Genomic DNA, 13487 nt, shown 5'->3' on the forward strand with positions numbered 1-13487 from the left:
CGCGCGGCCGAGGAGCCCCCGCGCGGACCCGGGGACGCGGCCGGCGAGCGACCCGCTCACGCCCGGCGCGCCGCGGCCGGGGCGGTGGCGGCGCGGTCGGCGCCGAGGCCGACGCCGAGCAGCAGGATCGCGCTGGCGAAGTGCAGCACGTTGTCCGCGCCGTTCAGGGCGAGGATGTTCGCCGACGAGCCGACCAGGAACAGGCCGAGCAGGCCGACCAGCAGGTAGACGGCGCCGACGGTGGTGTTCACGCCGCGCGCGGCGCGCACCGAGGACAGCGCGGCGCCCAGCAGGGCGGCGCCGATCGCCAGGTGCACGATGTTGTGCAGCGGGTTGACCTCGAAGAAGATCAGCGTCCCGCCCTCGGTCCCCGCGAAGTCCGCGCCGGAGCTGACGAAGAACCCGGCGATCCCGACGAGCAGGTAGACGGCGCCGAAGATCCCGCCGACGAGGCGGTTGGCAGACTGGCCCATGGTGATCTCTCCTCCCGGGGTGCGTCCCCGCTGACGTGGCGCACGGAGCGTGCGCTGGTGGGGGTTCGGAGCGGGGGCGGGGCCGGATGGGTGCGACCTGCGGGTGAAGCGCCCCGCACCCGTCCGCGCAGGCCCCGCACCCGTCCGGGGGCTGGACGGATCCCCGCCCCGTGCACCAGGGTGGGAGGCATGCTCGTGGCGTTCTCCGTGTCCCCGCTCGGTGCGGGTGAGTCCGTGACCGAGGCCGTCGCCGACGCGGTGCGCGTGGTCCGGGAGTCGGGCCTGCCGCACCGCACGGACGCGATGTTCACGACCATCGAGGGCGAGTGGGACGAGTGCATGGACGTGGTGAAGCGGGCGTCCGAGGCGGTCGGCCGGCACGCGGGCCGCGTGAGCCTCGTCCTCAAGGCGGACATCCGGCCGGGCCGCACCGGTGAGCTGACGGGCAAGGTCGAGCGGTTGGAGGAGCACCTGTCCGCGTGACGGCGCGCGCGTCCGGGCGGCGGCCGGGACGCGCCGGCGTGGACATCTCGTGCAGATGGGCGGGGCCGGGACCCGGTGAGGTCCCGGCGATGGAAGACTTCCGCGGGGTGGAGCGCCCGGCGGTGCCGGGCGCCCGGCAGCGGGGCGGAAGGCGCGGGGGGGCGGTCCGGGCGGGGGCCGCGAGAAGGGGTGCAGCGGACTGATGGCGATCTTCGAGCTCGACGGCGGCCAGGGGACCCTCGTCCAGCCGATGCGTCCCCGGGCCGACGCGTTCGAGGCCGACTCGTCCGCGCTCGTGGCGGAGCACGCGTCGGACCTGCTGGGCGAGCAGGTGCTGACGGTGCGCGAGGGCGCCCACGGCGGCCCCCACCTGCTGGCGCTCGACGCGGCCTCGCGCCCGGTCGTCGTCGAGGTCGTGCAGCTGCTGGACGAGGCGGCGCTGGTGCGCGCGCTGCGGCACGCGGGCGGTGCCGCCCGGCTGAGCCGCGCGGACCTGGCGCGGATGTACCGCGGCGGCCCGGAGGCGTTCGAGGCCGAGCTCGCCGTGTTCCGCGACCGTGCCCCCGTGCTGCGCTCGCAGGGCCCGGTGCCGCCGGGCGCGCGGCTGGTCGTGGTGTGCGCGGACGTCGCGGAGGACGTGCTGGAGGCCGTCGACCACGTGACCGCGGGCGGCGGCGTCGAGGTGCTGCGGCTGGGCGTGACCCAGGGCCCCGGCGGGCGCCGCTACGTCGACGTGTCGCCGCTGCGCGCGACCCCCGGCCAGCGCCGCGCCGTCGAGCCCGGCCCCCGCACGGGTGCGGTCCCGGTGGCCGCGGCCCGCACGGCGACCTCGGGCGGGCACCGCGGGACGGCGCCCACCGACCCGACGCCGGTGGTCCGCCCCGACGCCGCCGACCGCCCCGACGCCGCCGGGGCTCCCGCCGCGCCCGACGGCGCCGAGCACCACCGGCACGCCGCCCCTGCCCCGGAGCCGCGGCCCGCGCCGCGCACGGACGAGACCACGCTCATCCCGCCGGTCGTCGACGACGTCCCGGCGCCGCGCGACGGCGACGCGACCGCGGTGGCCTCCGAGCCGCTGCCCGAGCTGGAGGCCCTCGCGGCTGCCGAGCGCCGGGACCTGGAGCTCGTGTGGCACCGCGTGCGCCGCAACCAGCGCCTGGTCGCGACGCTGCGGGTCGACGGGCTCATCGAGCTCGAGGACGGCAGCGTGCACGCCGACCCGAGCAGTGCCGCGACCGCGGCCGCGGACCTGGAGCGGCCGACCGACGGCTGGCGGGTGTGGCGGTTCGGCGAGGACGGCCCGACGCTCGGGGAGGCCGTCGGCGCCTGAGCCGGGTCCGGCGGTCGCTCACGACCAGCCGTACGCCGCCGTCCACCGGCCGATCTCCGCGTACAGCCGTGCCCGGACCGGAGCGGGCGACAGCGTGAGGTCGTGCAGCCCGCCCGCGATCCGCACCACGGAGACCACCGGCCCGAGCTGCACCGCGCGGCGGGCCAGCAGCTCGACGTCGAGCACGACGTCCGCGGCGCGCATGTCCTCGCTCCACCGCGGGCTGATCACGGTGCGGTCGGACGCGAGCATGAGCACCGGCACCCGGATGTGCAGCCCCCGGGCCACCTCCGCGTGCCCGGCGAGGATGGCCGCGAGCCAGCCGGCGCGGACGGGGAACGCGGGCACGGGTCGCCAGGCGTCCTCGTAGGTCCACTCCCCGCCGTCCGCGGCCCGCAGCGTGCGGCCGTAGAAGCCCGGGTCGATGTTCGGCAGCGGCGCCTTGGGCTGCAGCCGGGCCAGCCGGGCGATCGCCGGCGCGCTCGCGTGCCGGACGACCGCGGCGCCCTGCAGCTCCAGCCAGGGCGAGTTGAGCACCAGCCCGTGGAGCCGGCCCGGGTGCCGGTTCGCCCACAGCGCGCCGATCAGGCCGCCCGTGGAGTGGCCCATGATCATCACGCGCGCGAACCGGCCGAGGTCGCGGTGCACCTGGTCGAGCGCCGCCTCGATCTCCTCGTCGTAGGTACGCAGGTCGTCGACGTAGCCGGGTGTCTGGTGCGGTCGCAGGCTGCGGCCGTACTTGCGCAGGTCGAGGGCGTAGAACGCGGCGCCCTGGGCGTGCCAGAACTCGGCGAGCCCGGTCTGGAAGAAGTAGTCGGACCAGCCGTGCAGGTAGAGCACGGCGCGGGACGGCCGCAACGCCTCGGCCGTCGGCGGGGCGTACCGGACCAGGCTGGCGACGACCTCGCCCTCGTCGTCGGGCGCCAGGTCGATCGTGCGGACCCGGTAGTCCTCGCCCAGGACGTCCTCGTGCCAGCGGCCGGCCATCGCGCGCCCCCCTCGTCGGCCCCTCGGCCGGTCAGACCTCGGCGACGACCTTGCCGAACTGCTCGCCGCGCGCCAAGCGTGCCAGGCCGTCGCCGACCCGGGCCAGCGGGACGGTCGAGTCGACGACCGGCCGCACGCCGGTGCGGGCCAGGAACGCGAGCAGCTGCTCCAGGTCCTGCTTGGTGCCCATCGTGGCCCCGAGCACCGCGATCTCCAGGAAGAACACCCGCTGGATCTCCATGGCGGCGGGGTCTCCCGTGGTGGCGCCGGCGACGACGATCGTGCCGCCCGGCCGGACGGAGCGCACCGAGTGCGACCACGTGGCGGCGCCGACGGTCTCGACCACCAGGTCGACCCGGACGGGCAGCCGCGCGCCGGACGCGACGGCGCCCGCCGCCCCGAGCTCCAGAGCCCGGGCCCGGCGCCGCTCGTCCCGGCTGGTCACCCAGACCTCGAGCCCGGCGGCCGCGGCGAGCAGGATCGCGGCCGTCGCGACGCCGCCGCCCGCGCCCTGCACCAGCACCCGCTGGCCCGGCTGCGCGCGGCCGGTCGTGAACAGCATCCGGTAGGCGGTGAGCCAGGCGGTCGGGACGCACGCCGCCTCGACGAACGACAGCTCCGCCGGCTTCGCCACGAGGTTCCACGTGGGCGCCGCGACGCGCTCGGCGACCGTGCCGGGGTACCGCTCGGACAGCAGCGACCGCGGCTCCGCCGGACCGACGCCGTGCCCGGACGCGCCGCCGACCACGGCGTGCAGCACGACCTCCCGGCCGTCGGCGGTGACGCCGGCGCCGTCGGTGCCCAGCACCATCGGCAGCTGCTCGGGCTTCAGGCCCACGCCGCGCAGCGACCAGAGGTCGTGCTGGTTGAGGGCCGCCGCGCGGACGTCGACGGTCGTCCAGTGCTCGCGGGCGTCGGGCTCGGGGTGCTCCCCGACGGTCAGACCCGCCAGGGGGTCGTCGGGCGAGAACCGGGTGACCGTCGCGGCGAGCATGCTCCCGACACTAGCCCGCGCGCCGCGGCGCGCCCCGGGACCTCGCGAGAACTCGCCCCCGCCCCGCGAGAACCCCGCCCGCACCCCGCGAGAACCCGTCGAGATGGCAACTCTCGGCTGTGCCGGGACGCCCGCGGAGAGCCGAGAGTTGCCATCTCGGCGAGACGGGCGCCGTCGTCAGAGGAGCGGGAGCATGCGGCCCAGGTCCGGGACCGAGTCCGACGTGAACCGCGGCGCCAGGGCGGCCGCCAGGACGTCGACGTCGTACAGCACCCGGCCCGCGGCGAGGCGCACCCAGGTCAGCGGCTGCACCACGTCGAGGTCCCAGCCGCCGCGGGCCTGCACGATGCGCAGCAGCTCGGTCGCCACCAGGTCCAGCGCGTCGCCGTCGACCGGCCCCGCCGAGGTGACGCCGTCGCCGAGCCCGCCCTCCGGCCCCAACCCTCCCGGCACGCCCGGCAGCGGGCCGACCCCGGTGCCGAGCTCCGCGCGCGACCCCGGGGCCGCGCCGCGGGCGCGGGCGAGGGAGCGCTGGAGGTCGTCGGCGTGCACCACGAGCTCGGTGATGCGGGACGCCAGCATCGTGGACAGCAGCACCGGGCCCCGGCGGGCCTGCACCACGCGGTCCTGCGGCCCGAGCTCGTCGGCCCGGCGCAGCGCCCGCGCCACCAGGGCGTCGACGTGCCGCAGCGGGTCGTCGGCGATCTCGGCCGCGAGCTCCTTGGTCACCCGGTCGATGTCCGCCGCCCGGCCCGCGTACGAGCCCAGGTACTCGGCGAGGCTGAGCGGCACGGTCCCGGCGGGCGCGGGCTCGCACACGGCGAGCGCGTCCATCGCCCGGCCGAGGTGCGCGACCAGCTCGGCGACGCTCCAGCCGTCCAGCACGCTCGCGGCCCGCGCGGTGTCGGCGTCCAGCACGTCGCCGACCCAGTCGCGCAGCGCGCCCCACTGCCGGCGCAGCACCTCGGTGCGCTCCGTGACGTCCCCGATCCCGGTCTGCATGGGGTCAGCGTGCCAGACGCCGCCGCGCTCCCGGCGCGGCGTCCGCCTCAGCCCTCCAGGTGCTCCCGGACCAGCGGCCCGAGCTGCTCGTGCTCGATGAGGAACCCGTCGTGCCCGTACGGCGTCCGCAGCGTGCGCAGCGGCCGCGCCCCCGGCACCCCCGCGGCGATCCGCGCGGACTGCTCGGGCAGGAACAGCCGGTCGGAGTCGACGGCGACCACCAGCGTGTCCGCGGTGACCGTGGCGAGCGCCGCCTCGACTCCGCCGCGGTCGCGGCCCAGGTCGTGCGTGATCATCGACCGGGTCAGCACGGCGTAGGTGTTCGCGTCGAACCGGCGCGCGAGCTTGTCCCCGTGGTGGTCCAGGTACGACTGCACCGCGAACCGGCCGCCGTCGAGCGGCTCCTCCCCGCCCTGCGGGATCCGGCCGAACCGCGCGTCGAGCTCGGCCGCGCTGCGGTACGTCTGGTGCGCGATCTGCCGCGCCAGCCCGAGCCCGACGTGCGGGCCCTCGCCGTCGGGCGCGTCGTAGTAGTCGCCGCCGCGGAACCGCGGGTCGGCCGCAAGCGCGGTGAGCTGGGTGTGGAACGAGGCGATCTGGTCGCCCGAGGTCTGCGCGGAGGTGGCGATCGCCGCGAGCCGCCGGACGCGGTGCGGCGCGGTGACCGCCCACTCCAGCGCACGCTGCCCGCCCATCGAGGCGCCGACCACCAGGGCCCAGGACCCGATGCCGAGCGCCTCGGCGAGCCGCAGCTCGGCGGCGACCTGGTCGCGGACGGTCAGCTGCGGGAACCGGCTGCCCCAGGGTCGGCCGTCGGGCGCGGTGCTCGCCGGGCCGGTGCTGCCCTGGCAGCCGCCCAGCACGTTCGGTGCGACGACGAACCAGCGGTCGGTGTCGATCGGCGCCCCGGGACCGACGAGCGTCGACCACCAGCCGGGCGTCGGGTGGCCGGGACCCGCGTCACCGGTGACGTGCGAGTCGCCGGTGAGGGCGTGCAGGACGAGCACGGCGTTCGAGCCGTCGGGGGCGGGGGTGCCCCAGGTCTCGTAGGCGAGCCGGACGTCGGGCAGCCGGCCGCCGGCCTCGAGGTCGAGCGCGCCGAGCTCGACGAACCGGCGCCGGCCGACGGGGTCGCCGTCGCGCCAGGCGGAGGAGGCCCGGGGGAGCGTGCTCGGCGCGGGCCGGCCGCTGCGGTCGCCCGTGGGGTCGCCCGGGCCGGCGGCGGGGGTGGTGCGGGTGCTGCGGTCGGGCACGGGCCGTCCTGACGTGGGTGCGCCGACGGGCGCCGCGGGGGTCGCGGCGCCCGTCGGGGTGGATCGGGTGGTGGGCACGGGGTCGCTCAGGCCCCCTTGGCGGCGCGGAAGCCGGCGTCGAGGTCGGCGAGGATGTCCTCGATCCCCTCCAGCCCGACGGAGAGCCGGACCAGCCCCGGCGTGACGCCGGACAGCGCCTGCTCCTCGGGGGTCAGCTGGCTGTGCGTGGTCGAGGCCGGGTGGATCACCAGCGAGCGGACGTCGCCGATGTTCGCGACGTTGGAGTGCAGCTCCAGGGCCGACACGAACGCCTGGCCGGCGGCGGCCCCGCCCTCGACCTCGAACGCGAGGACCGCGCCGGTGCCGTTCGGGCCGTACTTGCGTCCGAGCTCGTACTGCGGGTGCGAGGGCAGGCCGGCGTAGGTCACCGACAGCACGTCGTCCCGCGCCTCCAGCCACTCGGCGACCTTCTGGGCGTTGGCGACGTGCCGCTCGACGCGCAGCGACAGGGTCTCGAGGCCCTGGGCGATGAGGAACGCGTTGAACGGGCTGATCGCGGCGCCGAGGTCGCGGAGCAGCTGCACCCGCGCGCGCAGCACGTAGGAGAGGTTGACCCCGAACGCCCCGTCCTTCCCGAGGTCCCGCGCGAACACCAGGCCGTCGTAGGACGGGTCGGGCGTGTTGAATGACGGGTACCGCTCGGGGTCGGCGCCGTAGTCGAACGTCCCGCCGTCGACGATCACGCCGCCGATCGCCGCGCCGTGCCCGCCGAGGTACTTGGTGGCGGAGTGGACGACGACGTCCGCGCCCCACTCCAGCGGCCGGATCAGGTACGGGGTCGGGACCGTGTTGTCGACGATCAGCGGGACGCCGGACTCGTGGGCGACGCCGGCCACGGTCTCGATGTCCAGGACGTCCTGCTTCGGGTTCGGCACCGTCTCGGCGAAGAACGCCTTGGTGTTCGGGCGGACCGCGTCGCGCCACGCCTGCGGGTCGTGCGGGTCGGTGACGAACGTCGTCTCGATGCCGAACCGGGGGAGCGTGTGGTGCAGCAGGTTGTACGTGCCGCCGTACAGACTGGGGCTGGCGACGACGTGGCTGCCGGCCTCGGCGATGTTGAGGATCGCGTACGTCTCGGCGGCCTGGCCGGACGCGAGCAGCAGCGCGCCGACGCCGCCCTCGAGGGAGGCGATCCGGTCCTCGACGGCCTGGACGGTGGGGTTGCCGATCCGGGTGTAGATCGGGCCGAGGTCCTTGAGCGCGAACCGGTCGGCGGCCACGCCGGCGTCGGGGAACACGTAGGACGTCGTCTGGTAGATCGGCAGCGCGCGGGCGCCGGTGGCGCTGTCGGGCGTCTGGCCGGCGTGGATCTGGCGGGTCTCGAACGACCACTGCGACTGGGTCATCGTCTGTCTCCTGGCGGTGCGTGGGGGCTGGCGGTGCGGGGTGGTGGGCGGTGCGCACGCGCGTCGTGCCAGGAGGGGTCCCGGGCGGCCGGTGCCGGTGTGCGGCGCCCCCGGGCGACGAGCGGTCGCCGTCAGCGGGGCGCCGGGGCCGCGGCCCGTCGGGGGCCTGCGGGCACAGCCGAGCGTGCGCTGGTCAGCGACACATTCGGCGGGACATGCCGCCCACAGTACGGAGCGGGCGCCGGGGCGTGGAACAGTCGTCCCACGATGTGAGACGCACTGTCCACGGAGGGCGGTCGCGCGGGTGTCGAGCGGCACGTCACGGGGGTCGGAGGTCGCCCGCGCGGGTGATTCGTCCCCTCCGGTGTCCGGTTCGTCCCGAACCACGCCGATGTGACTCGTGTGAACGGTGTGACTCGTGTTCACTTCTGTGATTTTCCCCGGTAGCGTCCCTGAGCGGGGCGCGGGACTCCGCCGGCCCTGGTCGCGCACGCGGTGCGCGGGGGGTGGCGGACGGCTGACGAGAGGCGAGCAGGTGCGGACGAGACGAGCGCGCGCGGTGCGCGGTGCAGCCGCGGCGATCACGGCGGCGGTGCTGCTGCTGCCGGCGAGCGGCGCGGCGCTGGCCGACCCCGACGTGAGCGACCAGGACGTGCGCGACGCCCGGCGGGCCGTGTCGTCCGCGTCCTCGGCGGTCGCGGGCATCGAGGTCCGGCTGGCCGAGCTGAGCACGCAGGCGGAGACGAGCCAGGTCGCGGTCCAGCAGGCCGGTGAGGCGTACGCCCAGGCCCAGGCCGACCTCGCGTCCGCGCAGCAGCAGGCCGCCCAGGCGTCCGACCAGTACGACGAGGCGCAGGAGAAGTTCGCGGACGCCCGGGCCACGCTCGTCGCGATCGCCCGCGAGGCGGCGCGCTCCGGCGGCTCGATGGACACCGTGCAGGCCCTGCTGTCCGCCGACGGTTTCGAGGACGTCGTCGCCCGCAGCGAGGCCCTGTCGCACGTCAGCTCCAAGGCCGACCAGGCCGTGCAGGGCTACCTCGCGGCCGAGCAGGTCGCCACCACGCTCAAGACGAAGGCCGATGAGGCCGCCGCCGCGCAGGAGTCGGCCGCCGCCGAGGCGCAGCACGCCCTGGACGCGGCCGAGCAGGCCCAGACGGACGCCGACGCCGCGGTCGCCTCCGCGCAGACCGAGCGCGCCGGCCTCATCCAGCAGCTCGCGGTCGCGCGGAACACCAGCGCCGAGGTCGAGCAAGCCCGCCAGGACCAGATCGACGCCGAGCGTCAGCAGCGCGCCGAGGCGGCCGCGCAGGCCGAGCGCACGACCGTGCCCGCCGTGAGCACGCCGGCCGCGGGCGGCGGCAGCTCGACCCCGGCGGCCGGGGGCGGGACGGCCGCGCCGTCCACCCCGAGCACGCCGTCGACGCCGAGCACACCTCCGCCCGCGACGACCCCGCCGGTGACCACGCCCCCGGTGACGACGCCGCCGGTCACGACCCCGCCGGTCACGACCCCGCCGGTGACGACCCCGCCGCCGGTGTCCGCGAGCAAGGCGGAGACCGCGATCGCGTGGGCGCGGACCAAGCTCGGCCTGCCCTACGTCTGGGGCGGCACCGGCCCCAACGGGTACGACTGCTCCGGCCTCACCCAGGGCGCCTGGCGCGCGGCCGGCGTCACCCTCAACCGCACCTCCCGCGACCAGTACCGCCAGGTGACCAAGATCGCGTACAGCGACCTGCAGCCGGGCGACCTGGTGTTCTGGGGCACGAACAAGAACGACGCGAGCAGCGTCTACCACGTGGCCCTCTACATCGGCGGCGGCCAGATCCTCGAGGCGCCGCGCGAGGGCGTCCCGGTCAAGATCTCGCCCATGCGGTACACGAACTCGATGGCCTACGCGGGCCGGGTGGGCTGACCCGCCGACCCCGCACCACGACGGAGGGCCCCGGAGCGCGCGCTGCGCTCCGGGGCCCTCCGTCGTCCGGGTCGCCGCCCCGCGCGGGGGCGGCGGCGCGGGTCAGTGCTGGTCGTACCCGGCGTCGATCGCGCGCTGCCGGGAGCGCTCGATCTCGGCCTCGGCCTCGGCGCGGCCGACCCAGTGGGCGCCCTCGACCGACTTGCCGGGCTCCAGGTCCTTGTAGACCTCGAAGAAGTGCTGGATCTCCAGGCGGTGGAAGTCCGACACGTCGTCGATGTCCTGGCGCCAGGCGGCGCGCTGGTCGCCCGTCGGCACGCAGAGCACCTTGTCGTCGCCGCCGGCCTCGTCGCGCATGCGGAACATGCCGAGCGCGCGGCAGCGGATCAGGCAGCCCGGGAACGTCGGCTCCTCGAGCAGCACCAGCGCGTCCAGCGGGTCGCCGTCCTCGCCGAGGGTGCCGTCGATGAACCCGTAGTCGTCCGGGTACCGCGTCGAGGTGAACAGCATGCGGTCCAGCCGGATCCGTCCGGTCGCATGGTCGACCTCGTACTTGTTCCGCTGGCCCTTGGGGATCTCGATCGTGACGTCGAACTCCACACCTGCTCCTTCGTCTCCGCCGCCGGCGACCCTGGCGCCGCGGCGGGCAGCTGATCACGGCGGCGTGCCAGGTGCTGGCGCGTCGCCTTCAAGCCCCTAGTGTGACGCACGGACGGCTCGGCGGTGGCCCGGGCCGGGAGAACGGGACGCGAACGGGAGGTGCGGTGGCGCGCGCGGGCAGGACGATCGGCGTGACGGCGCTCGTGGTGGTGCTCGCGGGCGGGGCCTACGTCACCGCGGACGCCTACGACGTGGCGCCCGGGTTCGTGACCCTCGCGCCCGAGCCCGCCCCGGCGGCCCCGTTCCCCGAGGCGCCCGGTGCGACGACGACCGGGGCCGGTGCGACGGTGCTCGCCGACCTGGACGCGGCCACCCCGGTGCCGGACGCGGGCCAGGTGCAGGCGCTGGTGCAGGGGCTCGCGGGCGACGCCCGGCTGGGTCCGACGGTCGGCGTGCTCGTGGCCGACGCGCTCACCGGCGAGGTCCTGGGGGAGCACGCGGGCGACGACGCCCGGACCCCGGCGTCGACCGCCAAGCTCGTCACCGGCGTGGCCGCGCTGACCCGGCTCGGGGCGGACCAGACCTTCGACACCACGGTGCGGCAGGGCGCCGGGGACCAGATCGTGCTGGTCGGCGGCGGCGACATGATGCTGGCGGCCGGCGCGGGCGACCCGGACGCCGTGAACGGCCGCGCGGGGCTCGCCGACCTCGCGGCGCTCGTCGCGGTGCAGCTGCGGCTCGCGGGCCGGGACACGGTGACGCTGGGGCTCGACGACACGCTGTTCAGCGGCCCCGCCACGGCGCCCGGCTGGGACCCCGCGGACATCGCCATGGGGTTCGTCGCGCCGGTGGCGCCGCTCGCCGTCGACATCGCGAAGATCTCCGCCGGCGAGTACCCGCCGCGGCGCACCGACCCGGCGATGCACGCCGCGACGGAGTTCGCCGCGCGGCTCGGCGAGGCGGGGATCACGGTGACCGGCACCCCCGCGCGGGTGTCCGCGCCCGCGACGGGCGACGTGCTCGGCGTCGTGTCCTCCGCGCCGGTCCCGGAGGTCGCGCAGTACTTCCTCGACACCTCGGACAACACGATCACCGAGGTCGTCGCGCGGATGGTCGCGCTCGACCTCGGCCTGCCGGGCAGCTTCGAGGGCGCGACGCAGGCCGTGCTGCGCACCGCGCAGACCCTGGGCGTCGACACCGCGGGCGCCACGCTGGCCGACGCCTCCGGGCTCGCCGACGGGTCGGCGCTGCCGCCGCGGATGCTGCTGGGCCTGCTGGAGCTCGTCGTCGACCCCGCGCACCCCGAGCTGCGCGAGGTCAGCAACGGCATGCCGGTCGGGGGCCTCACCGGCACCCTGTCCGGACGGTTCCGCTCCGGCGACGCGACCGGGCTGGTGCGGGCCAAGACCGGCAGCCTCACGAGCGTCACCTCGCTGGCCGGCTCGGTGCTCGACGCCGACGGGCGGCTGCTGCTGTTCGTGCTCATGGCCGACCAGACCGGCGCGGTGGGCCAGTCCCAGCCGCGGGAGGCGCTGGACGGGTTCGTCTCGCAGCTCGCGGGCTGCGGCTGCCGCGGCTGACCCCCGCCCGTTCTCGCCGTCTCGGCGGCGACCGCGCGCACGCCCCTGGTTACGGTGGGCGGGTGCAGCCGGCCGTGGACTGGGACCTGGCGGCCCGGCTCGCCGCGCGCGCGGTGCGGTCCGGGCCCGCCGCCACGCGCGCCGAGCGGGCCGCGGTCGTCGCCGACCTGCGTGCCGCCGCGCCCGTCGCGGCCGAGCACGTCGCGCGGATCACCCGGATGGCGCCCGCCGACCCGGCCGCCCCCGCGCACGACGTCCGGGTGGTCGACCGCGCCTCCTGGGCGCGTGCCAACGTGCGGGCGCTGGAGGGCCTGACCGCGCGGGTCGGGTTGCGCGCCGACCGGGGGCTCCGCGGCGCGGCCGGCGCCGGGCAGGTGGCCGCCGTCCTCGGGCTGCTGTCGGGGGCCGTGCTGGGCCAGTACGACCCGTGGGGCGGCCGGGGCACGCTGCTGCTCGTCGCGCCCAACGTGCTGGCCGTCGAGCGCGCGCTCGGGGTCGACCCCGCGGACTTCCGGCTCTGGGTGACGCTGCACGAGCAGACGCACGCGCAGCAGTTCGCGTCCGCGCCCTGGCTGGCGGACCACCTGAGCGACCGGCTGCGGGTGCTGCTCGCGGAGGAGGGGTCGCGGCCGCGGTGGCCGTGGCCGGCACGTGGGGACGGGGCGGACGGGGCGGACCGGGCGGACCGGGCGCACGGCGCCGCCGGCGACGAGGGCCCGTCGGGTGACGCGGGTGCCGGGGCGGGCGGGGGTCGGCCGCGCTCGCTGCTCGACCTGCTCGACCCCGGTCAGCGCGTGGTGCTCGACGAGGTCGGCGCGGTCATGGCGCTGCTCGAGGGGCACGCCGACGTGACGATGGACGCGGTCGGTCGCACGGTCGTGCCGTCCGTGCGGCGCATCCGGCGCCGGTTCGAGGCCCGCCGCGACGGCGCCGCCGGCACGGGCGGCATGCGCAAGGCGCTGCGGGCCGTGCTCGGCATGGACGTGAAGCTCGCCCAGTACCGCGACGGCGCGGCGTTCGTGCGCGCGGTGCGCCGCCGGGTCGGCACCGACGGGCTGAACGTGGTGTGGACGGCCGCGGACGTGCTGCCGTCGGCCACCGAGATCGCGGACCCGGCCGCCTGGGTGCGCCGGGTGCACGGCTGACGTGGCGCGCCTCGACCCCGCGGTCGCGGCCGTGCGCGGCGCCGTCGCGGACGCGCTCGCGGACCTACCGGCCGGCGCGCGGGTGCTGGTCGCGTGCTCCGGCGGCCCGGACTCGCTGGCGCTGGCGGCCGCGGCGGCGTTCGTCGCCGCGTCGGCCGGGCGTCGGGGCGAGCCCGGGTGGCGGGTCGGGGCGGTGGTGGTCGACCACGGCCTGCAGCCCGGCAGCGCCGCGGTGGCGGCCCGCGCCGCGGCGGGCTGCCGGGCGCTGGGCCTGGACCCGGTCGCGGTGGTGGCGGTCGACGCGTCGGCCGGCGCGGGCGGC

The 13487-nt window shown here is 77.0% G+C and carries 12 protein-coding genes and 1 pseudogene; 6 read left to right on the forward strand and 7 right to left on the reverse strand.

Translation table 11 applies throughout. The annotated features are described in order from the left end of the window. Positions 1-56: 56 nt before the first annotated feature. A complete protein-coding gene (locus J5O08_RS19060) occupies positions 57-473 on the reverse strand; it encodes a DUF4383 domain-containing protein (RefSeq protein WP_217617065.1) in 417 nt (138 codons plus the stop codon). A gap of 189 nt (positions 474-662) precedes the next feature. Here J5O08_RS19060 and J5O08_RS19065 point away from each other — a divergent pair, with 189 nt between their 5' ends. Continuing rightward, on the forward strand, positions 663-956 hold the full coding sequence (locus J5O08_RS19065; protein ID WP_154730165.1) for an MTH1187 family thiamine-binding protein: 294 nt from the start codon (positions 663-665) through the stop codon (positions 954-956). Positions 957-1158: 202 nt separating this feature from the next. Further along, positions 1159-2286: a hypothetical protein gene (locus tag J5O08_RS19070; protein ID WP_218708479.1), complete on the forward strand. Its 1128-nt coding sequence runs from the start codon at positions 1159-1161 to the stop codon at positions 2284-2286. 18 nt (positions 2287-2304) lie between these two features. On the opposite strand, the gene J5O08_RS19075 is transcribed toward J5O08_RS19070, so the two are convergent. From J5O08_RS19075 to J5O08_RS19095, 5 genes are all read right to left on the reverse strand, one after another. Then, complete coding sequence (locus tag J5O08_RS19075) at positions 2305-3273, reverse strand: alpha/beta hydrolase (RefSeq protein WP_218708480.1); 969 nt, start codon at positions 3271-3273, stop codon at positions 2305-2307. A gap of 31 nt (positions 3274-3304) precedes the next feature. Further along, a complete protein-coding gene (locus J5O08_RS19080) occupies positions 3305-4267 on the reverse strand; it encodes a zinc-binding dehydrogenase (RefSeq protein WP_218708481.1) in 963 nt (320 codons plus the stop codon). A 177-nt stretch (positions 4268-4444) separates the two neighbouring features. Then, complete coding sequence (locus J5O08_RS19085) at positions 4445-5269, reverse strand: maleylpyruvate isomerase N-terminal domain-containing protein (RefSeq protein WP_218708482.1); 825 nt, start codon at positions 5267-5269, stop codon at positions 4445-4447. Between the two features lie 47 nt (positions 5270-5316). Beyond that, a complete protein-coding gene (locus J5O08_RS19090; protein ID WP_308281727.1) occupies positions 5317-6522 on the reverse strand; it encodes a homoserine O-acetyltransferase in 1206 nt (401 codons plus the stop codon). Between the two features lie 86 nt (positions 6523-6608). Beyond that, on the reverse strand, positions 6609-7928 hold the full coding sequence (locus J5O08_RS19095; protein ID WP_217617071.1) for a bifunctional o-acetylhomoserine/o-acetylserine sulfhydrylase: 1320 nt from the start codon (positions 7926-7928) through the stop codon (positions 6609-6611). 559 nt (positions 7929-8487) lie between these two features. On the opposite strand from J5O08_RS19095, the gene J5O08_RS19100 reads away from it, so the two are divergent. Next, entirely contained in the window at positions 8488-9840 is a 1353-nt protein-coding gene (locus J5O08_RS19100) for an NlpC/P60 family protein (protein WP_218708484.1), read from the forward strand. A 102-nt stretch (positions 9841-9942) separates the two neighbouring features. On the opposite strand, the gene J5O08_RS19105 is transcribed toward J5O08_RS19100, so the two are convergent. Continuing rightward, positions 9943-10440, reverse strand: a complete 498-nt coding sequence (locus tag J5O08_RS19105) for an inorganic diphosphatase (RefSeq protein ID WP_146835884.1) — start codon at positions 10438-10440, stop codon at positions 9943-9945. Positions 10441-10631: 191 nt separating this feature from the next. Here J5O08_RS19105 and dacB point away from each other — a divergent pair, with 191 nt between their 5' ends. From dacB to J5O08_RS19120, 3 genes and pseudogenes are all read left to right on the forward strand, one after another. After that, positions 10632-12020, forward strand: a complete 1389-nt coding sequence (gene dacB, locus J5O08_RS19110; RefSeq protein WP_308281728.1) for a D-alanyl-D-alanine carboxypeptidase/D-alanyl-D-alanine-endopeptidase — start codon at positions 10632-10634, stop codon at positions 12018-12020. Between the two features lie 62 nt (positions 12021-12082). Further along, positions 12083-13165: a zinc-dependent metalloprotease gene (locus J5O08_RS19115; protein WP_218708486.1), complete on the forward strand. Its 1083-nt coding sequence runs from the start codon at positions 12083-12085 to the stop codon at positions 13163-13165. A gap of 1 nt (position 13166) precedes the next feature. Further along, a pseudogene (locus J5O08_RS19120) lies at positions 13167-13487 on the forward strand (ATP-binding protein); the annotation flags it as partial.

Origin of the sequence: Cellulomonas sp. PS-H5 (assembly GCF_019265565.1) — a bacterium.
Lineage (GTDB): Bacteria > Actinomycetota > Actinomycetes > Actinomycetales > Cellulomonadaceae > Cellulomonas.